This window comes from Rhodococcus sp. X156 (assembly GCF_004006015.1).
Lineage (GTDB): Bacteria > Actinomycetota > Actinomycetes > Mycobacteriales > Mycobacteriaceae > X156.
Map to the genome: position 1 here is coordinate 360961 of NZ_CP034766.1, position 25935 is coordinate 386895.

General features: G+C 71.6%; 26 protein-coding genes. 12 read left to right on the top strand and 14 right to left on the bottom strand.

The annotated features are described in order from the left end of the window. Positions 1 to 75 precede the first annotated feature (75 nt). Positions 76 to 1059 carry a 23S rRNA (guanosine(2251)-2'-O)-methyltransferase RlmB gene (rlmB, locus tag ELX43_RS01725; protein ID WP_127781866.1) on the top strand — a complete coding sequence of 328 codons (984 nt, stop codon included), beginning with the start codon at positions 76 to 78 and terminating at the stop codon, positions 1057 to 1059. Between the two features lie 52 nt (positions 1060 to 1111). On the opposite strand, the gene otsB is transcribed toward rlmB, so the two are convergent. Then, complete coding sequence (gene otsB / locus ELX43_RS01730; RefSeq protein WP_127781867.1) at positions 1112 to 1870, bottom strand: trehalose-phosphatase; 759 nt, start codon at positions 1868 to 1870, stop codon at positions 1112 to 1114. Positions 1871 to 1939: 69 nt separating this feature from the next. Continuing rightward, on the bottom strand, positions 1940 to 2581 hold the full coding sequence (gene kstR / locus ELX43_RS01735) for a cholesterol catabolism transcriptional regulator KstR (RefSeq protein ID WP_127781868.1): 642 nt from the start codon (positions 2579 to 2581) through the stop codon (positions 1940 to 1942). A 116-nt stretch (positions 2582 to 2697) separates the two neighbouring features. Here kstR and ELX43_RS01740 point away from each other — a divergent pair, with 116 nt between their 5' ends. Further along, positions 2698 to 4884, top strand: coding sequence for an acyl-CoA dehydrogenase (locus ELX43_RS01740; RefSeq protein WP_127781869.1), 2187 nt, complete (start codon positions 2698 to 2700; stop codon positions 4882 to 4884). Here ELX43_RS01740 and ELX43_RS01745 read toward each other — a convergent pair. Then, entirely contained in the window at positions 4881 to 5192 is a 312-nt protein-coding gene (locus ELX43_RS01745; protein ID WP_127781870.1) for a helix-turn-helix transcriptional regulator, read from the bottom strand. The two genes, ELX43_RS01740 and ELX43_RS01745, sit on opposite strands and share 4 nt — an antisense overlap. A gap of 68 nt (positions 5193 to 5260) precedes the next feature. On the opposite strand from ELX43_RS01745, the gene map reads away from it, so the two are divergent. Beyond that, positions 5261 to 6043, top strand: a complete 783-nt coding sequence (gene map, locus ELX43_RS01750) for a type I methionyl aminopeptidase (RefSeq protein ID WP_127781871.1) — start codon at positions 5261 to 5263, stop codon at positions 6041 to 6043. Positions 6044 to 6140: 97 nt separating this feature from the next. On the opposite strand, the gene ELX43_RS01755 is transcribed toward map, so the two are convergent. From ELX43_RS01755 to ELX43_RS01775, 5 genes are all read right to left on the bottom strand, one after another. Next, the gene (locus ELX43_RS01755) at positions 6141 to 7001 is read right to left on the bottom strand and encodes a MaoC/PaaZ C-terminal domain-containing protein (RefSeq protein ID WP_127781872.1); all 861 of its coding nucleotides are present in this window, start codon (positions 6999 to 7001) and stop codon (positions 6141 to 6143) included. Then, positions 6991 to 8778, bottom strand: coding sequence for a 3-oxosteroid 1-dehydrogenase (gene kstD / locus ELX43_RS01760; protein WP_127781873.1), 1788 nt, complete (start codon positions 8776 to 8778; stop codon positions 6991 to 6993). The genes ELX43_RS01755 and kstD overlap by 11 nt, the downstream gene beginning before the upstream one ends. 211 nt (positions 8779 to 8989) lie before the next feature. Beyond that, positions 8990 to 10048 carry a 2Fe-2S iron-sulfur cluster-binding protein gene (locus ELX43_RS01765; protein ID WP_127784586.1) on the bottom strand — a complete coding sequence of 353 codons (1059 nt, stop codon included), beginning with the start codon at positions 10046 to 10048 and terminating at the stop codon, positions 8990 to 8992. Between the two features lie 4 nt (positions 10049 to 10052). Beyond that, positions 10053 to 10427 carry a hypothetical protein gene (locus ELX43_RS01770; protein WP_127781874.1) on the bottom strand — a complete coding sequence of 125 codons (375 nt, stop codon included), beginning with the start codon at positions 10425 to 10427 and terminating at the stop codon, positions 10053 to 10055. A 5-nt stretch (positions 10428 to 10432) separates the two neighbouring features. Beyond that, the gene (locus ELX43_RS01775; RefSeq protein WP_127781875.1) at positions 10433 to 11614 is read right to left on the bottom strand and encodes a Rieske 2Fe-2S domain-containing protein; all 1182 of its coding nucleotides are present in this window, start codon (positions 11612 to 11614) and stop codon (positions 10433 to 10435) included. Between the two features lie 170 nt (positions 11615 to 11784). On the opposite strand from ELX43_RS01775, the gene hsaA reads away from it, so the two are divergent. From hsaA to ELX43_RS01805, 6 genes are all read left to right on the top strand, one after another. Further along, positions 11785 to 12963: a 3-hydroxy-9,10-secoandrosta-1,3,5(10)-triene-9,17-dione monooxygenase oxygenase subunit gene (gene hsaA / locus ELX43_RS01780; RefSeq protein WP_127781876.1), complete on the top strand. Its 1179-nt coding sequence runs from the start codon at positions 11785 to 11787 to the stop codon at positions 12961 to 12963. A gap of 77 nt (positions 12964 to 13040) precedes the next feature. Next, complete coding sequence (gene hsaC / locus ELX43_RS01785) at positions 13041 to 13943, top strand: iron-dependent extradiol dioxygenase HsaC (protein ID WP_127781877.1); 903 nt, start codon at positions 13041 to 13043, stop codon at positions 13941 to 13943. 2 nt (positions 13944 to 13945) lie between these two features. Next, positions 13946 to 14506, top strand: coding sequence for a 3-hydroxy-9,10-secoandrosta-1,3,5(10)-triene-9,17-dione monooxygenase reductase subunit (hsaB, locus tag ELX43_RS01790; protein ID WP_206518171.1), 561 nt, complete (start codon positions 13946 to 13948; stop codon positions 14504 to 14506). Between the two features lie 138 nt (positions 14507 to 14644). Next, entirely contained in the window at positions 14645 to 15919 is a 1275-nt protein-coding gene (locus ELX43_RS01795; RefSeq protein WP_127781879.1) for a glycosyltransferase family 4 protein, read from the top strand. Continuing rightward, complete coding sequence (locus tag ELX43_RS01800) at positions 15913 to 16644, top strand: class I SAM-dependent methyltransferase (protein WP_127781880.1); 732 nt, start codon at positions 15913 to 15915, stop codon at positions 16642 to 16644. Before ELX43_RS01795 ends, ELX43_RS01800 begins: the two co-directional genes overlap by 7 nt. A gap of 52 nt (positions 16645 to 16696) precedes the next feature. After that, positions 16697 to 17755 (top strand): prenyltransferase, encoded by a 1059-nt coding sequence (locus ELX43_RS01805; RefSeq protein ID WP_241249616.1) that lies wholly within the window; start codon positions 16697 to 16699, stop codon positions 17753 to 17755. Here ELX43_RS01805 and ELX43_RS01810 read toward each other — a convergent pair. The 5 genes from ELX43_RS01810 to ELX43_RS01830 form a co-directional block, all read right to left on the bottom strand. Next, on the bottom strand, positions 17731 to 18390 hold the full coding sequence (locus ELX43_RS01810) for a class I SAM-dependent methyltransferase (protein WP_127781881.1): 660 nt from the start codon (positions 18388 to 18390) through the stop codon (positions 17731 to 17733). The genes ELX43_RS01805 and ELX43_RS01810 overlap by 25 nt on opposite strands. Positions 18391 to 18401: 11 nt before the next feature. Then, complete coding sequence (locus ELX43_RS01815) at positions 18402 to 18722, bottom strand: carboxymuconolactone decarboxylase family protein (protein ID WP_127784588.1); 321 nt, start codon at positions 18720 to 18722, stop codon at positions 18402 to 18404. 68 nt (positions 18723 to 18790) lie between these two features. Beyond that, complete coding sequence (locus ELX43_RS01820; protein WP_127781882.1) at positions 18791 to 19690, bottom strand: NAD(P)-dependent oxidoreductase; 900 nt, start codon at positions 19688 to 19690, stop codon at positions 18791 to 18793. After that, positions 19687 to 20439, bottom strand: a complete 753-nt coding sequence (locus tag ELX43_RS01825) for an SDR family oxidoreductase (protein WP_127781883.1) — start codon at positions 20437 to 20439, stop codon at positions 19687 to 19689. The genes ELX43_RS01820 and ELX43_RS01825 overlap by 4 nt, the downstream gene beginning before the upstream one ends. A 67-nt stretch (positions 20440 to 20506) precedes the next feature. Then, on the bottom strand, positions 20507 to 21997 hold the full coding sequence (locus ELX43_RS01830) for an aldehyde dehydrogenase (RefSeq protein WP_127781884.1): 1491 nt from the start codon (positions 21995 to 21997) through the stop codon (positions 20507 to 20509). A 114-nt stretch (positions 21998 to 22111) separates the two neighbouring features. Here ELX43_RS01830 and ELX43_RS01835 point away from each other — a divergent pair, with 114 nt between their 5' ends. Continuing rightward, positions 22112 to 22714, top strand: a complete 603-nt coding sequence (locus tag ELX43_RS01835; protein WP_127784589.1) for a TetR/AcrR family transcriptional regulator — start codon at positions 22112 to 22114, stop codon at positions 22712 to 22714. Between the two features lie 2 nt (positions 22715 to 22716). Then, positions 22717 to 23940 carry a cytochrome P450 gene (locus tag ELX43_RS01840; RefSeq protein WP_127781885.1) on the top strand — a complete coding sequence of 408 codons (1224 nt, stop codon included), beginning with the start codon at positions 22717 to 22719 and terminating at the stop codon, positions 23938 to 23940. On the opposite strand, the gene ELX43_RS01845 is transcribed toward ELX43_RS01840, so the two are convergent. Continuing rightward, positions 23937 to 24545: a TetR-like C-terminal domain-containing protein gene (locus tag ELX43_RS01845; protein WP_127781886.1), complete on the bottom strand. Its 609-nt coding sequence runs from the start codon at positions 24543 to 24545 to the stop codon at positions 23937 to 23939. The two genes, ELX43_RS01840 and ELX43_RS01845, sit on opposite strands and share 4 nt — an antisense overlap. Positions 24546 to 24651: 106 nt before the next feature. On the opposite strand from ELX43_RS01845, the gene ELX43_RS01850 reads away from it, so the two are divergent. Beyond that, positions 24652 to 25878: a cytochrome P450 gene (locus tag ELX43_RS01850; protein WP_127781887.1), complete on the top strand. Its 1227-nt coding sequence runs from the start codon at positions 24652 to 24654 to the stop codon at positions 25876 to 25878. Positions 25879 to 25935: the final 57 nt, after the last annotated feature.

Below are 25935 nucleotides of genomic sequence, written 5' to 3' on the forward strand. Positions count from 1 at the left end.
CGCACCGGGCTCCCCCGGGCAACCAGACACAGATGCTCAGCAGCGGACTGCAGCACCACAGGAAGAGGTCCACTGATGGCAGGCAACTCCTCGCGCCGCGGCGCGGTGCGCAAGGGCGACGCCAAGAAGGGCGCCACCGTCGGCTCCGGCGGTCAGCGCCGCCGGGGTCTCGAGCCCCGCGGCGCCACCCCGCCCGCGGAGGAGCGCACCAAGCACGCCGCGCACCGCCGCGCCAAGGCCAAGGCGAAGGCCGCGCAGACCGGGGGCCGCCCCAGCAGCGGTGGCCGGGGCCGCCCCGCGGGCAAGCCCGTGGACGGGCCGGAGACCGTGCTGGGCCGCAACCCCGTGGTGGAGTGCCTGCGCGCCGGCGTGCCGGCCACCGCGCTCTACATCGCAGTGGGCACCGAGTCCGACGAGCGCCTGGACGAGAGCGTGCGCTACGCCTCCGAGCACGGCATCGCCATCCTCGAGGTGCCCCGCACCGACCTCGACCGGATGAGCAACAACGGGCTGCACCAGGGCGTGGGCCTGCAGGTTCCGGCCTACACCTACGCCCACCCCGACGACCTGCTCTCCCGCTCCCGGGCTGACGGCGGGGCCCCGCTCCTGGTCGCGCTGGACAACGTGACCGACCCGCGCAACCTCGGGGCGGTGATTCGCTCGGTGGCGGCCTTCGGTGGCCACGGCGTGGTGATCCCGCAGCGGCGCAGCGCCAGCGTCACGGCCGTGGCCTGGCGCACCAGCGCCGGGACCGCCGCCCGGCTGCCGGTCGCCCGCGCCACCAACCTCACCCGCACCCTCAAGGACTGGGCGGGCAAGGGCATCACCGTGGTCGGCCTGGACGCCGATGGCGACACCAGCCTGGACGACTTCGCCGCCGCCACCGAGCCGCTGGTCATCGTGGTGGGCTCGGAGGGCAAGGGGCTCTCGCGCCTGGTGCGGGAGAGCTGCGACGCCACGTTGAGCATCCCGATGGCCGGCCCGGTGGAGAGCCTCAACGCGTCGGTGGCCACCGGCGTGGTGCTGGCCGAGATCGCCCGGCGCCGCCGACAGGCCTGACCCGGCCTGACCCCCGGCGGGCCTGCGGAGCCGGGGGTCACGCGCTGGCTGGTCAGGCGCTGCGGAGGTCCAGCAGCACCCGCAGCGCTGACAGCACGTCGTCGATCTCGCCCACCCGGTAGCGGGCGGCGCTGACGCCCTCGCCGACCTTCACGCCCACGTCGTCCGCGCGGAGCACCCGGAACGCCTTCTCGTCGGTCACGTCGTCGCCGAAGAACACCACGGCGGTGGCCTCGTGCTGCTCGCGCAGCAGGTTCAGGGCCAGCCCCTTGTCGGTCTCGATGACGGCCAGCTCGATCACCGCCTTGCCCTCGGTGACCTGCACCCCTGACCAGGTGGCGGGGCCCAGGCGCACCAGCTCCAGCACCTGCTTACCCACGTCCATGGCGGCGTTGCGCACGTGCACGGCGATGCTGGCCGGCTTCACCTCCAGGCTGACTCCGGGTCGGTCAGCCGCGATGGCCTGCAGGGTGGCGTGCAGCCGCCGGTGCAGGTCCTGCTCGGCGGGCCCCTGGGGCCGGGTGAAGCCCGCGGCGAACTCCGCGCCGTGGCTGCCCACCAGCTGCACGTCGGCACCGGCGCCGGACAGCACCGCCAGGTCGTCCCTGGCGCGCCCGGAGACCAGCGCCACGGCGGTGTCGGGCAGGTCGGCCAGGGCGTTGAGCAGCTCGATGGCGTCCTCGCGCGGGAAGGCCTGGCTGGGGTCGCTCACGAACGGCGCGATGGTGCCGTCGTAGTCCGACGTCACCAGCAGCCGCGGGGTGGCGGCGATCGTCTCGAGCGCGGCACAGAGGTCGACGGGCAGTCCCATGGCAGAGAACTTACGTGGGCTGGGCCGCGAGGGCGCCCGAACCGGCTGGGCGGTGACCGCCCGGGTGGCTCAGGCAGTGGGGTCGGCGGGCGCGGTGGACTCGGGGGGCGAGGTGACGTCCTCGTGGCTGAGCAGCAGGCGGGCGGTGAGGTCGAGGCGGTTGGCCACGTCGGTGGCCGAGGCCCGCCGGGTGACCCAGGCAACCAGGTTGGCCAGCCACACGTCGCTGATCACCCGGGCCACCGCGCGCTGCTCGTCGGTGGGCTCGGCGGAGAACATGGCCTTGGCGAACATCGTGTCCATCAGCCGGCCCACGGCATCCACCTCGGCGGACACCGAGGCGTCGGCGAACATGAACGCCCGGGTCATGGCCTCGGTCGTGTTCGGGTCGCGCTGCATGCCGTTGGTGGTCTGGCGCAGGATGCGGCGGGCCCGCTCGTAGGCGGTGTCGCCGGGGGCGGGCAGCCGCGAGGCGCGCTCGTGCAGCCGCTGCAGCTCGCGCTCCAGGGCGGAGACGAGCAGGTGGATCTTGGAGGGGAAGTACCGGTACAACGTGCCTACCGCGACATCGGCCTTCTCCGCCACCGCGCGCATCTGCACGGCGTCGTAGCCACCCTTGGAGGACAGCGCGAGCGTAGCGTCCAGGATTCGCTTGCGCCGCTCCCGCTGGGCCGAGGAGCCCGATCCCTCGTCGGTCGGCTTGGTGGCCATGCTGAGTTCCTAACACGCGTGGGGTGGCACTGCCCGGCAGAAGACTGGAACACGTTCTACCCTGTGGGGAAATCTTATCGCTCTCTCCGTGCAATTCCTCATCAGGAGTGAACTCAGTGTCGATCGCCACCACCGACGAGCAGCGCGCCGTGCAGGACGCCATCCAGGCCTGGGCCGACCGGGCGCACCCGGCGGGCGCCGTCCGCGCTGAGCAGGACGCGCCCCGCGCCGCCTGGAGCTCCTTCGCCGAGCTCGGGTTCCTCGCGGTGGGGCTGCCGGAGGAGCTCGGTGGCGCTGGCGGGACCACCGTGGACCTGGCCGTGGTGGTGGAGGCGGCCGCCGCGGCGCTCGTGCCCGGACCGCTGGTGGGCACCGTGCTGGCGGGGCAGGTGCTGCTGCGCTCCGGGGCCCCGGCCGCCCAGAAGCTGCTGCCCGCGCTGGCCGAGGGTGCGCTCAGCCTGGCGGTGGCCCTGGAGGCGGGCTCCCTGGTCGCCGAGCGGGACGCCGACGGCGCGCTGGTGGTGAGCGGCTCGGTCGGGCCGGTGCTGGGTGCGGACGCGGACACCGCCCTGGTGCTGGGCACCGCGGTGGGCGCCGACGAGGTGTGGTTCGTCCTCGACGCCGGAACGCCGGGGGTGCACCTGGACCCGCGCCAGGCCAGCGACCTCTCCCGCAGCCTGGCCCACGTGCGCCTGGAGCAGGTGCGCGTGCCGGCCGAGCGGCAGCTGGAGCGGATCAGCTCGGCGGAGGTGCGCGACCTGGCCGCCTGCCTGTTCGCCGCGGAGTCAGCCGGCGTCGCGGGCTGGTGCCTGCGGACGGCCACCGAGTACGCCCGGGTGCGCGAGCAGTTCGGTCGGCCGATCGGCTCCTTCCAGGCCGTCAAGCACCTGTGCGCGGAGATGCTCACCCGGGAGTCGCTGGCCACCGCGGTCGCCTGGGACGCGGCCACGGCCTGGGACGCCGCCACCGAGGGGCCCGGCGCCGGGAACGCCGCCGCCGAGCGGGCACTGGCCGTGGCGGTCGCCGTGGCCGCCGCGCTGGACGCGGGGGTGGACAACGCCAAGGACTGCATCCAGGTGCTCGGCGGCATCGGCTTCACCTGGGAGCACGACGCGCACTACTACCTGCGCCGTGCGCTGGTGCTGCGCCAGCTGCTCGGCGGCAGCGGCCGCTGGCGCCGGCGCACCGCCGACCTCGCCCTCGGCGGGACCCGGCGCTCGCTCGGCGTCGACCTGGGGGAGCAGACGGAGGCCGGCCGCGCTGACGTGCGCCGGCAGGCCGAGCAGATCGCGGCGATGGCACCCGGTGAGCAGCGCCAGGGCCTGGTGGACGCCGGCTTCCTCGCCCCGCACTGGCCGCGCCCGCAGGGCCTGGACGCCAGCCCTGCCCAGCAGCTGCTGATCGACGAGGAGCTGGCCCGGGCCGGGGTGAGCCGGCCGGACATCGTCATCGGCGCCTGGGCCGTGCCGACCATCCTGGAGCACGGCACCCCGGAGCAGGTGGAGCGCTTCGTGGGCCCCACCCTCACCGGCGAGGTGCGCTGGTGCCAGCTGTTCAGCGAGCCCGGCGCGGGCTCGGACCTGGCCGCGCTGCGCACCAGGGCGGTGCGGGTGGACGGCGGCTGGAGGCTGTCCGGGCAGAAGGTGTGGACCTCGCTGGCCAAGCAGGCCACCTGGGCCATCTGCCTGGCCCGCACCAACCCCGACGTGCCCAAGCACCGCGGCATCACCTACTTCCTGGTGGACATGAGCACTCCGGGCATCGACATCCGCCCGCTGCGGGAGATCACCGGCGACGCCCTGTTCAACGAGGTGTTCCTGGACGATGTCTTCGTGCCCGACGACGCGGTGGTCGGGGAGGTCGACGGCGGCTGGAAGCTGGCCCGGACCACGCTGGCCAACGAGCGGGTGGCGATGGGTGGCGGCTCCAGCCTCGGGGAGGGGGTGGAGGCGCTGCTGCAGCTGGTCGCCGAGCGCGGGCTGGACACTGACCAGAGCGTGCGGGAGACCCTGGGTGTACTGGTGAGCGAGGGGCAGGCCCAGTCGGTGCTGGAGGTGCGCACCACGCTGCGCCAGCTGGACGGGCAGGACCCCGGCCCGGAGTCGAGCGTGCGCAAGCTGGTGGGGGTGCGGCACCGCCAGGCGCTGTCGGAGGCAGCGCTGGAGCTGCTCGGCCCGGACGCCGCCGAGGCTGGTCCGCTGCTGCGCACCTTCCTCAACGACCGCTGCCTGTCCATCGCCGGCGGCACCACCCAGATCCTGCTCAACGTGGCCGCCGAGCGCATCCTCGGCCTGCCCCGCTAGTCCGGCAGCGGTACTGCGACCTGCGAGGCCAGTCGCTTGGCGCGAGCCGGCCCCCCGCCACCCTCGGGCTGGTTGACCTCGCCCCAGACCGCGTCCAGGGAGAGGCCGAGAACGCCGGCGATCGCGGCGACGGTCGGGAAGGACGGGGTGGCCACTCGGCCCGACTCGATCTTGCGCAGGGTCTCCGGCGACACACCGGCATCGAGCGCGGTCTCCAGCATCGAGCGCGCCCCCCTGGCCCGGCGGAGCACCGCACCCAGGCGCTGTCCGCGCTCGAGCTCTGCGGGGGTGAGCGGCAACCTGACCATGACGCCAATTCTAGTACCGGGATACCATGGCCGGGATAGTTGTTGGCTACCCGTGAGGACCGCGCCACGTGATCGAGATCCTGAACCCCTCCCAGCTGGCCCGCGCGAAGGAGGCGGGTGCGCTGGTCGCGGACATCTTGCAGACCCTCAGGGGCCGCAGCGCAGTCGGCACCAACCTCCTGGAGATCGACCGGTGGGCCCAGGCCCTGATCGCCGACGCCGGGGCACTGTCCTGCTACGTCGACTACGCGCCGTCCTTCGGGCGCGGGCCGTTCGGTCACTACATCTGCACGGGCGTGAACGACGCCGTGCTGCACGCCCTGCCGCGCGACTACGCCCTCGCCGACGGCGACCTGCTGTCGCTGGACCTCGCCGTCACCAAGGACGGCGTCGCTGCCGATGCCGCCATCAGCTTCATCGTGGGCGACGCGCAGCCCCCGGAGAGCGTCGCGATGATCGAGGCGACCGAGCGCGCGCTGCACGCGGGGATCGCCGCTGCCGGCCCGGGAGCCCGCATCGGGGACATCTCCCACGCCATCGGGACGGTCCTGCGCGAGGCGGGGTACCCGGTGAACACCGAGTTCGGCGGTCACGGCATCGGCTCGACGATGCACCAGGACCCGCACGTGGCGAACACCGGACGGCCCGGCCGTGGGTACAAGCTGCGCCCCGGCCTGCTGCTCGCGCTGGAGCCGTGGGTCATGGCCGACACCGCAGAGCTCGTCACCGACGCCGACGGGTGGACGCTGCGCAGCGCGACCGGCTGCCGGACCGCCCACAGCGAGCACACCATCGCCATCACCGGTGACGGCGCCGAGATCCTCACCCTGCCCTCGCGCGCGCACGCCTGAGCTCGCGGCCGGCCATGGTGCGGCCCGACCGACGACTGCGGCCCCCGCCCGGATCGGGTGGGGGCCGCAGTCGGGTCGGCGGTGGTGCCTCGCAGGCTCAGGCGGTGGTCAGCACACCGTCGGCGAGCACCGGGGCGTCGTCGCGCTCCACCACGCTGGCGGTGACCAGGTACTGGCCGTCGTTCTCCCAGATGCGGGTGCGCAGCGTCTCGCCCGGGAACAGCACGCCGGCAAAGCGCACCCCGAAGGAGGCCACCTTGCTGGTGTCGCCCCCGAGCACGGCGTCCACCACGGCCTTGCCGGCCACCCCGTAGGAGCACAGCCCGTGCAGGATGGGCTTGTCGAAGCCGGCCGCCTTGGCGAACTCCGGGTCGGAGTGCAACGGGTTGCGGTCGCCGCACAGGCGGTACAGCAGCGCCTGCTGCGGCAGGATCGGCGACTCCACCACGTGGTCGGGCGCCCGGTCGGGCAGCTCCACCTTGTCGGAGGGGCCCCGCTCGCCGCCGAAGCCGCCCTCGCCCCGGGCGAAGATGCCCGACCGGGTGGTCCACAGCGGGTTGCCGTCGGCGTCCACGGTCTCGCCCTCCTGGATGATGACGGCGGCCTTGCCCTTGTCCCACACCTCGGCGATGCGGGTGCGGGTGGTCGCCGTGCCCGCGGTGGGGATCGGGCGGTGCACCGTCACCTTCTGGTGTCCGTGCACCACCTTGGCCAGGTCGATCTCCACACCCGGGAAGGAGACCTTGGGGGCCTCGATGGCGTGGAAGCTGGCGGCCACGGTGGCGAAGGTCGGCAGCACCTGCAGCCGGTCCTCCAGCACGTAGGCCAGCTCCTGTGGGTCCAGGCTGTGCGCCCCGGCTCCCACGCCCAGCTGGTAGAGCTGGACGTCGGAGGCGGTCCAGGAGAAGGTCTGCTCGGGAAGCTCCGCGCCGAGTGCGACGGAGAGATCAATGGGCACTGGTGGCCGCCTTCGTGTCGTTGTTGTCGGGCTTGTTGCCGGCCTTGCGGGCGGCGATGTCCAGAGCGGCGAGGTAGCCGAAGGTCATCGCAGGGCCGATGGTGGCGCCCGGCCCGGCGTAGGTGTGGCCCATCACCGGCCCGGAGGCGTTGCCCGCAGCGTAGAGGCCCTCGATGGCCGAGCCGTCCTCGCGCAGCACTCGGCCGTTGACGTCGGTGCGCATGCCGCCCTTGGTGCCGAGGTCACCGGGCACGATCTTCACCGCGTAGAACGGTCCGACCTCGAGCGCGCCGAGAGTGGCGTTGGGCTTGTTGCGGGGGTCGCCGTAGTACAGGTCGTAGCCGCTGTCACCGCGGCCGAAGTCCTCGTCCTTGCCCTTGGCGGCGAAGCCGTTGAACCGCTCGACGGTCTCGCTCAGCACGTCGGCGGGCACCTCGATGCGCTCGGCCAGCTCGGCGATGGTGGAGCCCTTGACGATGACACCCGCCTTGAGCCAGCGGCCGGGGAACGGTGCGCGCGGCTGCAGGCCGGCGAACATGTACCGGTTGCGGTAGCGGGTGTCGATGATCATCCAGGCCGGCACGTTCTCGCCCGGACCCTCGCCCTGGCCGTGCTCACCGCCGTACATGCGGTGCACGGCCTCCACGTAGGGCGCAGCCTCGTTGAAGAACCGCTTGCCGCGGGTGTTGACCATGATGCCGCCGGGCAGGGTGCGCTCGGCCAGGCAGAACCAGGGCCCGCCGGTCAGCGGGATGGACGGGCCCCACCAGGCGTCGTCCATGAGGTCCAGCGCAGCGCCCAGCTTCTGTCCCGCCAGGATGCCGTCACCGGTGTTGGCCTTGGCGCCCACCGTCCACTCGGTGCCGATCGGGCCGCGCTGGTACTTCTTGCGCATCTCGTCGTTGTGGTCGAAGCCGCCGCTGGTGACGATGACGCCGTGACGGGCGTGCAGCACGGACACCGCGCCCTCCCGCAACACCTCCACACCGGTGACCCGGCCGTTGGTGCTCACCAGGTCGCGCATCGGGGTGTCCAGCAGCACCGGCACGCCGGCGTCCAGCAGCCCCGCGCGCAGCCCGCCGGCCAGCGCCTGGCCGCGTCCGACGAGAGCCTTGCCGGTGGCGCGGCTGTACATCCAGCGGGCACCCACCCGCAGCACCCGTGCGGGACCGCGGGGGTTGCGCATCATCAGGTTCAGCCACTTGAAGTCAGCCTGGGTCACCACCACGCCCAGCGGTGCCTTCGCCACGTCGGGCTCGAGGTTCTCGGCCTCCTTGCCCAGCTTCTTCAGGTCGAACGGCTTGGGCTCCACCGAGCGGCCGCCCAGGCGACCACCGGGCGCCTCGGGGTAGTAGTCGGAGTAGTTGGGCACCCAGGTCAGCTTGAGCGGGCTGTTGCGGAGCACGAACGACAGCATCTCCGGGCCGCGGTCGAGGTAGGCGTCGATGCGCTCCACGGGCACGTCCTTGCCGATGATGCTCAGCAGGTAGGTGCGGGCCGCCGCGGGAGTGTCGTCGGTGACCCCGGAGGCCTTGAGCGCCTCGTTGTTGGGGATCCAGACGCCGCCGCCGGACCGGGCGGTGGAGCCGCCGAAGTGCTTGGCCTTCTCCACCAGCACCACCGACAGGCCCTGCTTGGCCGCCGCGAGCGCCGCGGTCATGCCGGCCGCCCCGCTGCCCACGACGACCACGTCGTAGGTCTCGTCCTGGCCGCGCGCGGGCGCGGGCGCCGCGCTGCTGGTGTCGGTCGGCGTCTGCTCGGCCTCGTTCGCACCCATGGATCCTCCACTTGGTCGGGCTGCAACAGGTTGTAGCTGTTGCGCTCAGGATCGCCATCCTAGGCGCACGAACAGGCACGATGGCTCTGCGCAGGCAGTGGAACCTGTTCCAGTATCGGGTGGCCTGGGGGCGGCGGGGCCGGCACGCAGGACGCCCGGTCGCCGTGCGGCAACCGGGCGTCCCGCGGTGGTCGGCCGACCGCGTGGCGGCCTACTCGGAGTAGGTGACCTTGACCGTGTCGGTCATCGGCAGGGCCTGGCAGGCGAGCACGAAGCCGTCCGCGAGGTCCTGGTCGTCCAGGATCTCGTTGACCAGCATCTTCACCTCGCCCTCCTTGACGATGCAGGCGCAGGCGCTGCACGCGCCCTGGCGGCAGGAGAACGGCGCGTCGATGCCCTTCTCCAGCAGGAGGTCCAGCAGCAGGGTGTCGGCCGGCCACTCCAGGCTGTGCACCGTGCCGTCGAGGTCCACCTCGACGGTGGCTGCCGTGCCGGCATCCTCGGCGGACACCTCCTGCTGCGTCGGCGCGAAGGGGTCGCCGATCAACGACTTGAACAGCTCGACGTGGATCTGGTGTCGATCCATGCCGAGCTCGCGCAGCGCGTGCGTGGCCACGTCCATGAACGGGCCCGGCCCGCAGATGAACGCCTGGTAGCCGATGAACGGCCGGGACAGCTCCTCCAGCTGGGCGCGGGAGGGCAGGCCTTGCACGCTCTCCAGCCAGTGGATGACCCGCAGCCGGTGCGGGTGCTCGGCGGCCAGCTCGCGCAGCTCGTCGGCGAAGATCACCGACTTCTCGTCCCGGTTGGCGTAGAGCAGCACCACCTGGCCGTCGCCCTTGGCGAGAGCCGACTTGAGGATGGCCATCACCGGGGTGACGCCGCTGCCCGCGGCGAGCAGCAGGAAGTCGTCGTCCAGCGACTTGGGCACGAACAGCCCCGCGGGCGGCAGGACCTCGATGGTCATGCCCACGGTCACGTGGTCGCACAACCAGTTGGACCCGTAGCCGTCGGAGGTGCGCTTGGCGGTCACCTTGAGCACGCCGTCGGTGTGCGGCGAGCTGGACAACGAGTAGCAGCGCGCCACCGAGCCGGTCTGGTCGCTGGGGATGCGCAGCGTGAGGAACTGCCCCGGCTCGTAGGCGAAGCGCTCCTTGGCCTCGGCCGGGATCTCGAAGACCAGCGACCGGGCGTCGTGGGTCTCCTCGACGACGTCGAGCACTCGCAGCAGGTGCGAGTGTGCCCCTGTGGGCACCGACTCGGCGGTCACCGTCTCAGTCACTGTCACTCCTGTTTCCGGCTTCCCCGTCGGGGTCGCCCACCTGCAGCATGCCTTCGGCCACTGCGTAGCTGATGCTGGCCCTCAGTCTGGGGCAGGTGTCGGGCAGCGCGGTCATCGACCCCGTGCTCGTTCCGGCCCGCAGCTCGGGACAGCTCTCCTTCGCGCGCGTCGTCCACTGGATGCTGGTGTGCTGCTTGCTGTTCTTCTTCACCAGCACGCGCGTCCCGCAGGTCCCGCAGTCGACGGGCTGCAATCCTGCCGTGGTGTACAGCAGCTTGTCAGCCTCAGTCTCAGCGTGCAGGCGCTCGGCGACCTCGCGCTGGTTGGCGAAGCTGGGTGCCTTGGCCCAGGTGGCGGTGTCGGCCATGGTGCTCAGACCTCCTGGGAGGTCTTGGCGGCCTCGGCCTCGGCCTGCATCCGCCGCATGTTCTCCTGCACCTCGGCCTCCCAGTTCTCGTTCGCGTGGGTGGTGTCCACCTCGAACTCGAAGCGCTGGGTCATCTCCTCGGTGACCTGGTCGACGTCGACGTAGAACTGCTCGTACCAGCGACGCAGCTGGTAGACCGGGCCGTCCTCCTCGGTCAGCAGCGGGTTCTCGATCTTGGTCTTGTTCTTCCAGATCTCCACGTCCTGCATGAAGCCCTCGCCCACGCCCTCGGCGAACTTGCGGCCGATCTTCGCGGCCGTCTCGTCGCTGACGCCCTGGGGCTTCTTGACGATGACGCCGTACTGCAGCACGAACTTGTTGGCGGAGACGGGGTAGTGGCAGTTGATGAGCACGCTGTCCACCTCGTAGCCGCCGTACTTGTTGACCAGCGGGTTGATCATGTACGAGGGGCCGTAGTAGGCGGCCTCGGACTCGACCAGCGTCTCGGTGCCGGCGTACTGGGTGGACATGCCGACGTCGGGGCGACCGCGGCTGTTCATGTACTGCGAGGCGATGTGGCCCTCGAAGATGTTCTTGAAGTACAGCGGGAAGGCGTAGTGCACGTAGAAGAAGTGCGCCATGTCCACGACGTTGTCGATGATCTCGCGGCAGTTGGAGCCCTCGATGACCAGCGTCTCCCAGGTCCAGTCGGTCCACTCGTCGCTGAAGGCGCCCTCGATGCGGGGGATGGTGACCTCCGCCGGCGGCGGGTTGCCCTCCGGGTCGTTCCACACGAAGAGCTGCTGGTTCTGCTCCATGGTGGTCCAGGCGGCGGTGCGGGCGCGCAGCGGGACGCGCTTGGCGTAGGGCACGGCCTTGCACTTGCCGTCGCCGCCCCAGCGCCAGTCGTGGAACGGGCAGGCCACCGTGTTGCCCTTGACCTGGCCCTGGGAGAGGTCGCCGCCCATGTGGCGGCAGTAGGCGTCGAGCACGCTGATCTTGCCGTCCTCGCCGGCGAAGACCACGAGCTTCTGGCCGAATGCCTCGATGGAGTGCGGCTTGCCGTCGCGGAAGGTGTCGGCCAGGCCGATGCAGTGCCAGCCGCGGGCGAAGCGGGTCTGCAGCTCGCCGACGTCGATCTGCCGCACCTCGTCGGTGTCGTGTGCGGTGCTGCTGGTCTGGGTCATCTTGGTGCCTCCGAGCTAGGGCCGATCTGGTGGTAGAACACGTTACAGAATGGGTGGCTATATCGCCAGCGCGAGTGGCCTCGACACGAATTGGAACATGTTCTAGTCTGGGCCGCAGCAGACGGTGCCGCACGGTCGCCAGGCACCCCGGCCAGACACGGGAGCACGGGATGAGCGAAGTAGTCGGACACGACGTCCTGGCCGGTGTGAGCACGCTGCTCCCGGCGTTTCGGGCGCGTGCGCAGGAGGCGGAGGACCTGCGTCGCATCCCCGACGCGAGCATCAAGGAGCTGCAGGAGCTCGGCTTCTTCCGGCTGCTGCAGCCGAAGACCTACGGCGGCCACGAGGCAGACCCGGTGACGTTCTACTCGGTGGTCAAGGAGATCGCCGCCGCGTGCGGCTCCACCGGCTGGGTCTCCTCCATCATCGGGGTGCACAGCTGGCACCTGGCGCTGTTCCCCAAGCAGGCGCAGGAGGACGTGTGGGGGGAGAACCCGGACACCCGCATCTCCTCCTCCTACGCCCCCATGGGCAAGGGCGTGATCACCGAGGGCGGCTACCGGCTCACCGGCAAGTGGTCGTGGTCCTCCGGCTGCGACCACGCCACCTGGGTGATGGTGGGTGGCCCGGTGCTCAACGGTGACGGCAAGCCGGTGGACTTCTGCACCTTCCTGGTGCCCCGGCCGGACTACACCGTCAACGACGTCTGGGACGTCGTCGGCCTGCGCGGCACCGGCAGCAACGACATCGTCATCAACGACGTCTTCGTCCCGGCCCACCGCGTGCTCAGCTTCATGGACATGAGCAGCGGCACCGCCCCGGGCCTGGTGGAGAACACCGCCGCGCTGTACAAGATGCCCTGGGGCACCATCCACCCCACCACCATCAGCACCCCCATCGTGGGCATGGCCGCGGGTGCCTACGCCGCACACGTGGAGCACCAGGGCAAGCGGGTGCGGGCCGCGTTCGCGGGGGAGAAGGCCAGGGACGACCCGTTCGCCAAGGTCCGCATCGCCGAGGCCGCCAGCGACATCGACGCCGCCTGGCTGCAGCTCGCGGGCAACGTGGCCGCCGAGCACGCGCTGCTCGCTGCCGGCGAGGAGGTGCCGATGTCGTTGCGCCTGCGGGCCCGCCGGGACCAGGTGCGCGCCACCGGCCGCGCCATCGGGGCGGTGGACCGGCTGTTCGAGAACTCCGGCGCCAGCGCCCTGCAGAACGGCACACCCATCCAGCGCTTCTGGCGCGACGCCCACGCCGGCCGGGTGCACGCCGCCAACGAGCCCGAGCGCGCCTACGTGATGTACGGCAGCGGCGAGTTCGGGCTGCCGATCACCGACTCGATGGTCTAGACAGGGGCCACGCAGGACCGAGCCGGCCCGTCCGCGCTCGCCGACCGTTCGACCGACTTCGGAGTGGGAGTGACGTGATGGGGATCCGTTCGCTGGCGTACATGCGCATCGAGACCACCGACATGGCCGCGTGGCGGGAGTACGGCCTCAAGGTCCTCGGCATGGTGGAGGGCAAGGGTGCCGATCCGGCGGCGCTGTACCTGCGGATGGACGACTTCCCGGCCCGGCTGGTCATCGTCCCCGGCGAGCACGACCGGCTGCAGCTCTCCGGCTGGGAGACCGCCAACGCTGCCGAGCTGGACGACGTCCGCGCCCGCCTGGACGCCGCCGGGGTCCCGTTCAAGGAGGGCACCGCCGAGCAGCTGGCCGACCGTCGGGTGGTCGGGCTGATCAGCTTCGCCGACCCCTCGGGCAACACCCTGGAGGCGTTTCACGGCGCGGCCCTGGAGCACCGCCGGGTGGTCAGCCCCTACGGGCACCGCTTCGTCACCGGCGAGCAGGGCCTGGGCCACGTGGTGCTGTCCACCGACGACGACGCCGCCGCGCTGACCTTCTACCGCGACGTGCTCGGGTTCCGGCTGCGCGACTCCATGCGGCTGGCTCCGGAGTTCGTCGGCCGGGCGCCGGACGGCGAGCCGGCGTGGCTGCGCTTCTTCGGCTGCAACCCGCGCCACCACAGCCTGGCCTTCCTGCCCATGCCCACCCCCAGCGGCATCGTGCACCTGATGATCGAGGTGGAGCACTCCGACGACGTCGGACTCACCCTGGACCGCGCGCTGCGCCGCAAGGTGCCGATGTCGGCGACGCTGGGCCGGCACGTCAACGACCAGATGCTCTCCTTCTACATGAAGACCCCGGGCGGCTTCGACGTCGAGTTCGGCTGCGAGGGCCTGCAGGTGGAGGACGAGGGCTGGATCGCCAGGGAGAGCACCGCGGTGTCGCTGTGGGGACACGACTTCAGCGTCCGGGGCCAGCAGTGAGCCTGACCGACGCTGCCTTCGACTCCACCCGCTTCCGCACCGTCCTCGGCCAGTTCGCCACCGGCGTCACCGTGGTCACCGCGGTCGCCGACGGGGTGCCGGTGGGCTTCGCCTGCCAGTCCTTCGCCGCGCTGTCGCTGGACCCGCCGCTGGTGACCTTCTGCCCGGGCAGGCTGTCCCGGGCCTGGGCGGCCATCCGCAGCTCCGGCCGGTTCTGCGTGAACGTCCTCGCCGACCACCAGCGCGACGTCAGCTCGGTGTTCGGCTCCCGCGCCGAGGACAAGTTCGCCGGGCTGACCTGGTTCCCGTCGCCGGGCGGTTCTCCGGTGCTCGACGGCGTGCTGACCTGGGTGGACTGCGTGATCGAGGACGTGCACTCTGGCGGAGACCACGACATCGTGGTGGGCCGGGTGCAGACGCTGGGCCAGTTGGGGCACGAGCGTCCGCTGCTGTTCTACCGGGGCGCGTACACCTCGGTGGACCTCGGGGACACCGGCCCCGCGCCCGAGCGGACCGACCTGGAGGCCTTCCTCACCTGGCCGCGGCACGACGACTGGGTCTAGTCCGGACTCGCGCTCCCACCCGCCGCGGGTCGGCGGGCAGCGCCGCGCGGCTGACTGGCCCAGGGCGATGCCCGGACCCAGGGTGAACGTGTTCTAAAGTGGAGCCGATCACACCGACCCGATGGATTGAGGTGAGCAGTGCGGATCGCACTCCTGTCCTACCGAAGCAAGCCGCACTGCGGGGGACAGGGCGTGTACGTGCGCCACCTCAGCCGTGAGCTCGTCTCGCTGGGCCACACCGTCGAGGTGTTCTCCGGCCAGCCCTACCCCGAGCTGGACCCGGGCGTGGCGCTGACCAAGGTCCCCAGCCTGGACCTCTACCGCGACCCCGACCCGTTCCGCACGCCGCACCTGCGGGAGATCCGTGACGGCATCGACGTGCTCGAGGTCGCCACCATGTGGACTGCCGGGTTCCCGGAGCCGCTCACGTTCAGCCTGCGGGCCGCGCGGCTGCTGGGGAAGCGGGCCGCGGAGTTCGACGTGGTGCACGACAACCAGAGCCTCGGCTACGGCCTGCTCCGCCTGGTCAAGGCCGGGCTGCCGCTGGTGGCCACCATCCACCACCCCATCACCCGCGACCGCGACGTCGACCTCGCTGCCGCGCGCGGCCGCCGCAAGCTCAGCCTGCGCCGCTGGTACGGGTTCCTGCGCATGCAGGGCCGGGTGGCCCGGCGGATCCCCGCGCTGCTCACCGTCTCCAAGTCCTCCGAGCAGGACATCCGCACCGCCTTCGACGTGCCGGACGGTCGGCTGCAGACCATCCCGCTGGGCGTGGACACCGAGATCTTCGCCCCGCCGAGCACGCCCCGGGTGCCCGGGCGCATCGCCTGCATCGCCAGCGCGGACATGCCGCTGAAGGGCGTGGCCAACCTGCTGGAGGCCGTGGCGAAGCTCCGCACCGAGCGCACCGTGGAGCTGGTGCTGGTGTCCAAGCTGGATCCGGCGGGTCGCTCCGCGCGGCTGATCGAGCAGCTGGGCATCGCCGACATCGTGCAGACGGTGTCCGGGGTGGACGACGACGAGCTGGGCCGGCTGATGGCCTCGGCCGAGGTCGCCGCCGTGCCCTCGCTGTACGAGGGCTTCTCGCTGCCCGCCGTGGAGGCGATGTCCTGCGGCACCCCGCTGGTAGCCACCCGCACCGGGGCGCTGCCCGAGGTCGTCGGCGAGCACGGTGACGCGGCCCTGCTCGTGGAGCCCGGCGACTCCGAGGCGCTGGCCGGCGCGCTGGCCACCTTGCTCGACGACGCCGCGCTGCGGGAGCGGATGGGCACCGCGGGACGCGCCCGCGTCCTGGAGCGCTACAGCTGGGCCGCCGTGGCGGCCCGCACCGCGCAGTTCTACGCCACCACCATCGACCGGTTCCACCAGGAGAACGGCACTGGGGAGCAGAAGGAGCCACGCACAGCATGCTGACCGTCGACTTCGATCGTCTGGGCGTCAAGCCGGGAGACAAGGTCATCGACATCGGGGCCGGAGCCGGACGGCACTCCTTCGAGCTGTACCGCCGCGGCGCCGACGTCATCGCCTTCGACCAGAGCGAGTCGGACATGGCCGCGGTCGCGGACATGTTCGGGGCCATGGAGCTGGAGGGCGAGGTCCCCGAGGGGGCCACGGCTAGCACCGAGGTGGGTGACGCCCTCGCCCTGCCCTACGAGGACGAGTCCTTCGACGTGGTGCTGATCTCCGAGGTGCTCGAGCACGTCCCCGAGGACGAGCGGGCCATCGCCGAGCTCACCCGCATCCTCAAGCCCGGCGGCGTGGCCGCGGTGACCGTCCCGCGGTACTTCCCGGAGAAGATCTGCTGGGCGCTCTCGGACGCCTACCACGAGGTGGAGGGCGGCCACGTCCGCATCTACCGCGCCGACGAGCTCGCCGCCAAGCTGGAGGCGGCCAACCTGACGGTGGAGCACGTCCACCACGCCCACGCGCTGCACTCGCCGTACTGGTGGCTCAAGTGTGCCGTCGGGGTGGACAAGCAGGAGCACCCGCTGCCCAAGGCCTACCACCAGATGCTGGTCTGGGACCTGATGAAGGGCCCGTGGCTGACCCGGACCGCGGAGAAGCTGCTCAACCCGGTGATCGGCAAGAGCGTGGTGTTCTACCTCAGCAAGCCGAAGGCCCCCGTTGCGGCCGTCTGACCTGCGGCGTCGACAGCCGACGCCCCGGTCGGACCGGCACCCGGCGCCCGCGGTGCCCGGAGTGCTCACCGCCGAGCAGGCGGTGCAGACCGGACGGGCGATCGCGGCCATGCAGGAGCCCTCCGGTGCCATCCCGTGGTTCCCTGGCGGGCAGACCGATCCGTGGGACCACCTGGAGTCGGCCATGGCGCTGACCACGCTGGGCCTGGACGAGGAGGCCGACGCGGCCCTGGAGTGGTCGCTGCGCACCCAGCGCGCCGACGGCTCCTGGCCGATACAGGTGCGCGGCACCACGGTGGAGAACGCCGGCACCGACAGCAACTTCTGCGCCTACCTCGCGGTGGCGGCCTGGCACCAGCACCTGGTGCGCGGCGACGCCGCTCGCACGGCCCGGCTGTGGCCGGCGGTGCGGGCAGCGATCGACCTGGTGCTGCAGCTGCAGGCCCCGGGCGGGGAGATCTACTGGGCCCGGGGCCCGGGCGGGATGCTCACCGAGGCGCTGCTCACCGGCTCCGCCAGCATCCACCAGAGCCTGCGCTGCGCGGTGCTGCTGGCCGAGGAGCTGGACGACCCGCAGCCGGAGTGGGAGGTGGCGCTGTACCACCTGGGCCATGCCCTGCGCCGCCACCCGGAGGCGTTCACGCCCAAGCCCGAGTTCTCCATGGACTGGTACTACCCGGTGCTGGGCGGAGCGGTGCGCGGTGAGCAGGCCGCCGAGCTGATCGCCGAGCGCTGGGACGACTTCGTGGTGGCCGGCCTGGGCATCCGCTGCGTGGACCACAAGCCGTGGGTGACCGGCGCGGAGACCTGCGAGCTGGTGCTGGCGCTGGACGCCATGGGCCGGCGGGGGCAGGCGCTGGAGCTGTTCACCAACATGCAGCACCTGCGCGACCCGGACGGCTCCTACTGGACCGGGCTGGTCTACGCCGACGGCAAGCGCTGGCCCGAGGAGAAGAGCTCCTGGACCAGCGCTGCGGTCATCCTGGCCGCCGACGCGCTCTCCGGCGCCACTCCTGGGGCCGGGCTGTTCCGCGACGCCGCGCTGCCGGCCGCCGAGCTCGGGCCGGACAGCTGCGGCGACCACTGCTACGCCAGCGGCTCCCCGGTCTGACCGCTGGTGCGCTCGAGCACCCGCAGCGAGCCCAGCACGGAGACCTCCTTGAAGTCACCGGTGGCCAGCGCGCGCTGGTAGATCTCGTACGGGGGACGGCCGCCGTCGGCGGGGTCGGGGAAGACGTCGTGGATCACCAGCGCGCCACCCACCGCCACCCACGGCGCCCAGCCGGAGAAGTCGGCCTGCGCTGCCTCGCTGCTGTGCCCGCCGTCGATGAACAGCAGCGATAGCGGGGTGCGCCAGAACGCCGACACCTGGGTGGACGCGGCCACCACCGTGACCACGTGCTCCTCCAGCCCGGCGTCGGCCAGGGTGTGGCGCAGCCGCGTGGAGGTGTCGAACCGGCCGGTGTGGGCGTCGATGAACGTCGGGTCGTGGTACTCCCAGCCAGGCTGGTGTTCCTCCGAGCCACGGTGGTGGTCCACCGTCACCACGGTGGCGCCCACCGCCTTGGCCGCGGCGCCGAGGTAGACGGTGGAACGGCCGCAGTAGGTGCCGATCTCCACCCCCACCCCGTCGCCCAGGTAGGCCAGGGCCGCCTCGTGCAGGGCGGTGCCCTCGTCGATCGGCATGAAGCCCGGGGTCTGCTCGGCCAGGTCCACCAGCTCGATGGGCAGGGTCTGGGTGCTCACGGTCAGCGGTCCTACTTTCGGTTGGCGGCCACGCGCCCCACCATCGCGTCCAGCTTGGTCCCCTGCGCCCAACCGACGTAGTGGCACAGGAAGAGCGCGATCTCGCGGAGCTGCGTCTCGTCTAGCTCCTCATTGTGCAGTGCCGCACCCACCTGGATCTCCGCGACGTCGATCTGGCCCTGTGCGGTCAGTGCTCCGAGCAGCAGCAGGCGGCGGTCCCGGATGCTCAGCCCCGGCCGCGACCAGATGTCGGCGAATAGGTGGTCGGCGGTGGCGGCGAAGTGCGCGCCGGGGCCGTCCTGCATGGTGAAGCCGTAGACCTGCTCCATCATCTCGAGCCCGCGGGCCCGCCGCTCGGCGCTGGTCTCTGTGCCTGGTGCGTCCACTGCTGCTTCTCCGCTCACTGCTGCTCCTGGTCTGCTGCTGCTTCTCGGGCGGTGCTGCCCTGGCCTACCCCGAGTCCGGGGCCGAGCCGGGCCAGCGCCAGCCGGGCCAGGGGCAGGTCCACCTTGGTGCGCTCGCCCAGGTCCAGCGCGAGGGACAGGTCCTTCTCGCCCAGGTTGCGCACGTGGCTGAGGATGGCGTGCCAGCCGTCGCTGTCGGCCACCGGTGCCGCGGTGTCGCGGTGCATGATCGCCCCGGCGCCGCCGGTGAGGGCGTCGGAGTGGCGCACCACCTTGCCGAGGTCGACGAGGTTGAGCCCCGCCGCCTCCGCCAGCTGGGCGGCCTCGGTGACGGCCGTGAAGGCCACGAAGTGCAACAGGTTGCGCGCCAGCTTCATCCGGGTTCCTGCGCCCACCTCCCCGGCGTGCAGCACCAGCTCACCGATCAGGCCGAAGGGCTCGCGCACGGCCGCGAAGGCCCGCTCGCTGCCGCCCACCATCACCGCGAGGGCGCCGGTGGCCGCGCCGGCCGCGCCGCCGCTGACCGGGGCGTCCACCAGGTCCACCCCGGCCTCGGCGCACACCGCGGCCAGCTCGACCGCGGTGGCGTCGCTGATGGTGGAGTGCACCGCCACCACCGTGCCCGGGGCTGCGCCGGCCAGGATCCCGTCCGGGCCGGTGAGCACCTGGCGCACCTGCTCGTCGTTGACCACCGTGACGCAGACCAGGTCGGCGGCCTGGGCCACCTCACTGGGGCTGGCGGCGGCGGTGGCGCCGGCCTGCACGAACGGCTCGACCGCCTCGGTGCGGGTGTCGAAGACGACCAGCCCGCCGGGCCACGCCAGCAGGCGCTTGGCCATCGGCGCACCGATGTTGCCCAGGCCGATGTAGCCCACCGGGCGCTGTGCCGCAGTCATGACCGGATGACCTGGCCACCGTCGACGTTGAAGATCTGCCCGGTGACCCAGCCGGCCTCGTCGGAGAGCAGGAACAGGCACATGCCCACCAGGTCCTGCGGGGTGCCGATGCGCTTGAGCGGCAGCGCCTTCACCATGTCCTTGACGATGGTGCCCGGGGTGACGGTGCGGGTGGCCTCGGTGTCGATGGGACCCGGGGCGATGGCGTTGATGCGCACGTTGGCCGGGCCGATCTCGGTGGCCAGCTGCTGGGTCATCCCGTTCACGCCCACCTTGGCCAGGCCGTAGAAGCCGGAGTACAACCACGCTGCGGTGGAGGACTGGTTGACGATGGCGCCACCCCCGCGCTCAGCCATGTGCGGGTACACCGCCCGGGTCACGTTCAGCGCGCCGTCGAAGTTCACGCTCATGAACTTCTTGTAGTAGTCCCACGGCACGGTGATCAGGAAGTCCAGCTGCATGCCGCCGTAGATGGCGGCGTTGTTCACCAGGTAGTCGATGCCGCCGTAGGCCTGCACCGCCGCCTCGGCCAGCGCCTTGGCGGAGGCCTCGTCAGCCACGTCGACCTCCTGGAACACCGCCGTGCCACCGTCGCTGGTGATCTGCTTGGCCACCGCCTCGCCCAGCTCGCGGTTGAGGTCGGCCACCACCACGGAGGCGCCCTCGGCGGCGAGCGCGCGGGCGTAGGCCTCCCCGATTCCCTGCGCGGCGCCGGTCACGATGGCGGTCTTTCCCTCGAAGCGGTTCATCCGTGGATCTCCTTGGTGCACTGGGTGGGGCGGTGGTCGGGGGTGTGCGTGGCTGCGCGCGGGCGCATCAGGAGGCCGGCTCGGCGACGAGCTTGGTCTCCAGGTACTCCTCGAAGCCCGCCACGCCCATCTCGCGGCCGATGCCGGAGGCCTTGTAGCCGCCGAAGGGCGCGTCGATGCCGTACCAGACCCCGCCGTTGACCCCCAGGGTTCCGGTGCGCACACCGGCGACGACCGCGGCGAGCCGGTCGGGGTCGGTGCCGTAGACCTCGCCGGAGAGGCCGTAGGGGGAGTCGTTGGCGATGCGCACGGCGTCCTCGTCGCCGTCGTGCGGCAGGATCACCAGCACCGGGCCGAAGATCTCCTCACGGGCGGTGCGGGCGGTGTTGTCCAGCCCGGCGACGAGGGTGGGCTCGATGAAGAAGCCGTGCTCCTTGTCGGCCGGTCGCCCACCGCCGGCGGCGATGGTGCCGCCCTCCTCGGTGGCCAGGCGCAGGTAGCCCTCCACGCGGTCGCGCTGACGGGCGGAGATCAGCGGACCACAGATGGTGCGGCTGCTGTCCGGGTCGCCGGCACGCAGTCCCGCCATGGTGTCGGCGGTGGCCTTGACCGCCTCGTCGTAGCGCTCCCGGGGGACCAGCAGGCGGGTGGTGAGGGCGCAGCCCTGGCCCGCGTGGGTGCACACGGTGAACGCCGCCATGGTGCAGGCGCCCGCCAGGTCGGCGTCGTCGAGCACGATGAACGCGGACTTGCCGCCCAGCTCCAGGAAGACCTTCTTCAGCGTCTGGGCCGCCGCGGTCATCACCGCGGTGCCGGTGGCGGTGGAACCGGTGAACGACACCAGGTCCACCCGCGGGTCGGTGGCCAGCTGCGCACCCACGGAGTGGTCGGTGGAGGTGACCACGTTGACCACCCCGGCGGGGATGTCGGTCTCCTCGGCGATGATGCGGCCGACCAGGGCGGCGCACCACGGGGTGTCCGGGGCGGGCTTGAGGACCACCGTGTTTCCCGCGGCCAGCGCGGGGGCCAGCTTGGCGAAGTTGATCTGGTGCGGGAAGTTCCACGGGGTGATGGCACCGACCACGCCCACCGGCTCCTTGAGCACGTAGCGGTTGGTGCGCACCCCCATCGGCTCAGCCACCCCGAGCTCCTGCCGCCAGGCGTAGGACTCCGCCAGGTCGGCGTAGTAGCCGAGGTACTGGATGGGCAGCTCCAGCTGGGGGCCGGAGGTGAGGAAGCGGGGTGCGCCCACCTCGGCGATGGTGATCTCCCGCAGCTCCTCCAGGTGGTTCAGCAGCGCCTGCTGCAGCTGGCGCAGGCAGCGCACCCGCAGCTGCACGTCCCGGGACCAGTCGGTCTCGTCGAAGGCCCGGCGGGCGGCGGCGATCGCGGCGTCCATGTCCTGGGCGGTGGCGTCGGCGGCCTGGCCGATGACCTCCTCGGTGGCAGGGTTGAGGATGTCGAACACCCCGCCCGCGCCGGGCACGAGCTTGCCGTCGACGAGGAGGAAGGAGCTCTCCGTGGGGCCCGGCCGGAGCGGGGTCGTGGTCGTGGTCATCGCGCACCGCCGTGGTTTCTGGACATGTGTCTGGACCGTAGTCCACGGGTGAGAGCCGCGCAATGGTGCGCAGGCGCATGCGCTGTAGTAGTGTCTGGACACGTGTCTAGTAGTGTGAACAACGAGTCGACCCGCAGGCGCCTCACCGAGAAGCAGGCCGACACCGTCGACCGGCTCACCAAGGCCGCCCTCGACGTGCTGCGCGAGGTCGGCTTCAGCGGGCTCACCGTGCGCCTGGTCGCCTCCCGCGCCGGGGTGGCCCCGGCCACGGCGTACACGTACTTCTCCTCCAAGGAGCACCTGGTGGCGGAGATGTTCTGGCGCACCCTGGCGGCCGCGCCGGACCCGGAGCCCGCCACCGACGACCGCACCGGCCGGGTGGCGGCGGTGCTGCGCAAGATCGCGCTGCTGGTGGCCGACGAGCCCGAGCTGGCCGGGGCGGTGACGGCGGCGCTGCTGGGTGGTGACCCGGACGTGGAGCACCTGCGCGCCCGCATCGGCCTGACCATCCGCCGCCAGCTGGCCGATGCGCTCGGTCCCGACCACACGCCGGCCGAGCTGGAGACGCTGGAGATGCTCTACTCCGGCGCCCTGGTGCGCGCGGGGATGGGCTACGGGTCCTACACCACCGTGGCCGACCGGCTCGAGGCTGCGGCCGCCCTGGTCGTGCCCAACACCGCAGGCGTCGGCACCCGGGCCGGCCCGACAGGGGAGTGACGATGACCGAGACCGCGAGCACCACGACCACCAGACCGCCGCTGGCCTTCAGCCCGTACGACTACGCGATCCACGAGGACCCCTACCCCACCTACGAGCGGCTGCGCGACGAGGCGCCGCTGTACTACAACCCCGACCTCGACTTCTGGGCGCTGTCGCGGCACGTCGACGTGATGGCGGGCTTCCGCGACGCCGAGCGGCTCTCCAGCGCCAACGGTGTCTCGCTCGACCCGGCCGCCTACGGCCCGCACGCGCACAAGACCATGTCCTTCCTCGCCCTGGACGACCCCCGCCACCAGCGGATGCGTCGGCTGGTCTCCAAGGGCTTCACCCCGCGGCGGGTGCAGGAGCTGTCCGGGCGCATCCTCGAGCTCACCCGCCAGCACCTCGAGCCTGCGCTGGCCCAGGGGGAGTTCGACTTCATCGAGGAGGTGGCCGGCAAGCTCCCGATGGACGTCATCTCCGAGCTGATGGGCGTGCCCGAGGCTGACCGGGCCGAGCTGCGTCGCCTGGCCGACCTGGTGATGCATCGCGAGGAGGGCGTGCAGGACGTCCCGGTGCCGGCGATGGAGGCGTCCCTGCACCTGGTCGGCTACTACGCGGACATGCTGGCCGAGCGACGCACCAAGCGCACCGACGACCTCACCTCGGCCCTGCTGGACGCCGAGCTGGACGGTGACCGGCTCACCGACGACGAGATCATCGGCTTCATGTTCCTCATGGTGGTGGCCGGCAACGAGACCACCACCAAGCTGTTGGGCAACGCGCTCAGCTGGGGCTTCCGCAACCCCGACGAGCTGGCCAAGCCGTTCGCCGACCCCGCCCGGGTTCCGGAGTGGACGGAGGAGACGCTGCGCTACGACACCTCCAGCCAGATGCTGGCGCGTACCGCCAAGGTCGACCTCACGTACTACGGACAGACGGTGCCCGCCGGCGCCCAGGTGCTGCTGCTGGTGGGCTCGGCCAACCGGGACTCCACCGTCTTCGCCGACGCCGACACCTTCCGCATCGGCCGTGACCACGACAACAACCTGGTCAGCTTCGGCGGCGGCACCCACTTCTGCCTGGGTGCGCACATGGCCCGGCTGGAGGCCAACATCGCGCTCACCGAGCTGGTGCGCCGGGTGGAGAGCTTCGAGGTGGACGAGGCCAGCGCTCGCCGGGTGCACTCCTCCAACGTGCGCGGCTTCGCCACCCTGCCGGTGCGGGTGACGGTGCGCGCCTAGCCGACGGGTGGGGGTCGCCGGTCGGTGGCGCGCGCGGGTGCGATGCCGCTCAGCGCGGCGCGCAGCACCGTGTCGTAGATCAGCTCCAGGTCCAGCTCGTCACCCAGGAAGCCGCTGTTGACCAGGGTGGCGAAGCCGTGCAGCGCGGCGAAGAGCGACACCGCGGCCTGCAGCGACTCCTCCGGCGGCACACCGCAGGACAGGAGCATCTCGCTCAGCACCGTGTTCACGTCCAGCGCCGCCACCACCAGCTCGGTGCGTTCCACCGGGGCGGCAGTCAGCGCCTGGTAGCGCTGCGGGTGGGTGGTGGCGAACGTGCGCAGGGTGTCGGCCAGGGCCGTGATGCCCTCGGTTCCGGTGCGACCGAGCGCGGCCGCGCGCAGCTGCTCGCCCAGCTCGGCCATGGTGCGCACCTGCACGGCGCCGCGCACGTCGTCCAGGCTGCGCACGTGGTTGTACAGCGACGGGACCACCACGCCGACGCGGGCGGAGAGGCTGGTCATCGACAGCTGGTCCCAGCCCAGCTCGTCAATCACCTCGACCGCGGCACCGATCACCTTGTCGCGGTTCAGTGTTCGGCGTCGCGGCGCACGCGGTGCGCTCATCGGTGGCCTCCCGGCTCGTCCAGGGTCAGCATGCCTTCCCTTCTAAACTAATCTGTGTAGTTTAACGGTGTTGGCTAGATCACACCCCATGCTGCCGAGGTTGACCATGACTGTTTTCGTCTCTGACCGAACCCCCGTGCCGGACCTGAAGGACGCTGGCGTCTACGCCGAGGCGGTGCCGCACGACTTCTTCACCGAGCTGCGCACCAGCTGCCCGGTGTACTGGCAGCCGGAGGAGGGCGGCAGCGGCTTCTGGGCCGTCACCCGGCACGCCGACGTGGTGGCCGTCTCCCGCGACATCGCCACGTTCTCCTGCGCCGCGGGCACCACCCAGATCGACGACTTCGACGAGGAGGCCCGCGCCAAGCAGGCCGCCATGCTGATCAACCTCGACCCGCCGGACCACACCCGCCTGAGGCTGCTGGTCTCCCGCGGCTTCACCCCGCGGGTGATCGCCACGCTGGAGGAGCACATCCGGGAGATCTGCACGCGCATCGTGGACCGGCTGCTGGAGCAGGGTGACGTGGACTTCGTGCGGGGTGCCGCCTCGCCGCTGCCGCTGGAGGTCATCGCGGCCCTCCTCGGCGCACCCGCCGAGGACGTGGACAAGCTCTACGACTGGTCCAACCGGATGATCGGCTTCGACGACCCGGAGTTCGGCACCACCGAGGCCGACGGCGAGATGGCGGCGATGGAGATCTTCCTCTACGCCAACGAGCTGGCGGCCCAGCGCCGGCTGGAGCCTCGCGAGGACATCGTCACCAAGCTGGTCCAGCCGGACGAGCACGGCGACGTGATCAGCGAGATGGAGTTCAACATGTTCTTCGTCCTGCTGGTGATCGCCGGCAACGAGACCACTCGCAACGCCACGGCCGGCGGCATGCAGGCCTTCATCGACCACCCCGAGCAGTGGCGCCTGCTGCAGGAGCGCCCGGAGCTGGTCGGCTCGGCGGTGGAGGAGGTGCTGCGCTGGGTGAGCCCGGTGATGGACTTCCGGCGCACCGCCACCCGGGACTGCCTGATCGGCGAGCAGCCGGTGGCAGCCGGCGACAAGGTGGTCATCTTCTACCCCAGCGCCAACCGGGACGAGTCGGTCTTCCCCGACCCCTTCCGCTTCGACATCAGCCGCGACGCCAACCTGCACCTCGCCTTCGGCGGCGGTGGAGCGCACTACTGCCTGGGCACCCACCTGGCTCGGCTGGAGCTGAAGGTGCTCTTCGAGGTGATGGCTGAGCGCATCGACCGGGTGGAGCCCACCGGCCACGTGCGCCGCCTCCGGTCCAACTTCATCAACGGCATCAAGGAGATGCCGGTGCGCATCCACGCGCGTTGAGGTTCGGCGCTGCGGAAACCGTTGCCCGGCCCGAGTAACTGGGTTACTGTCCAGACA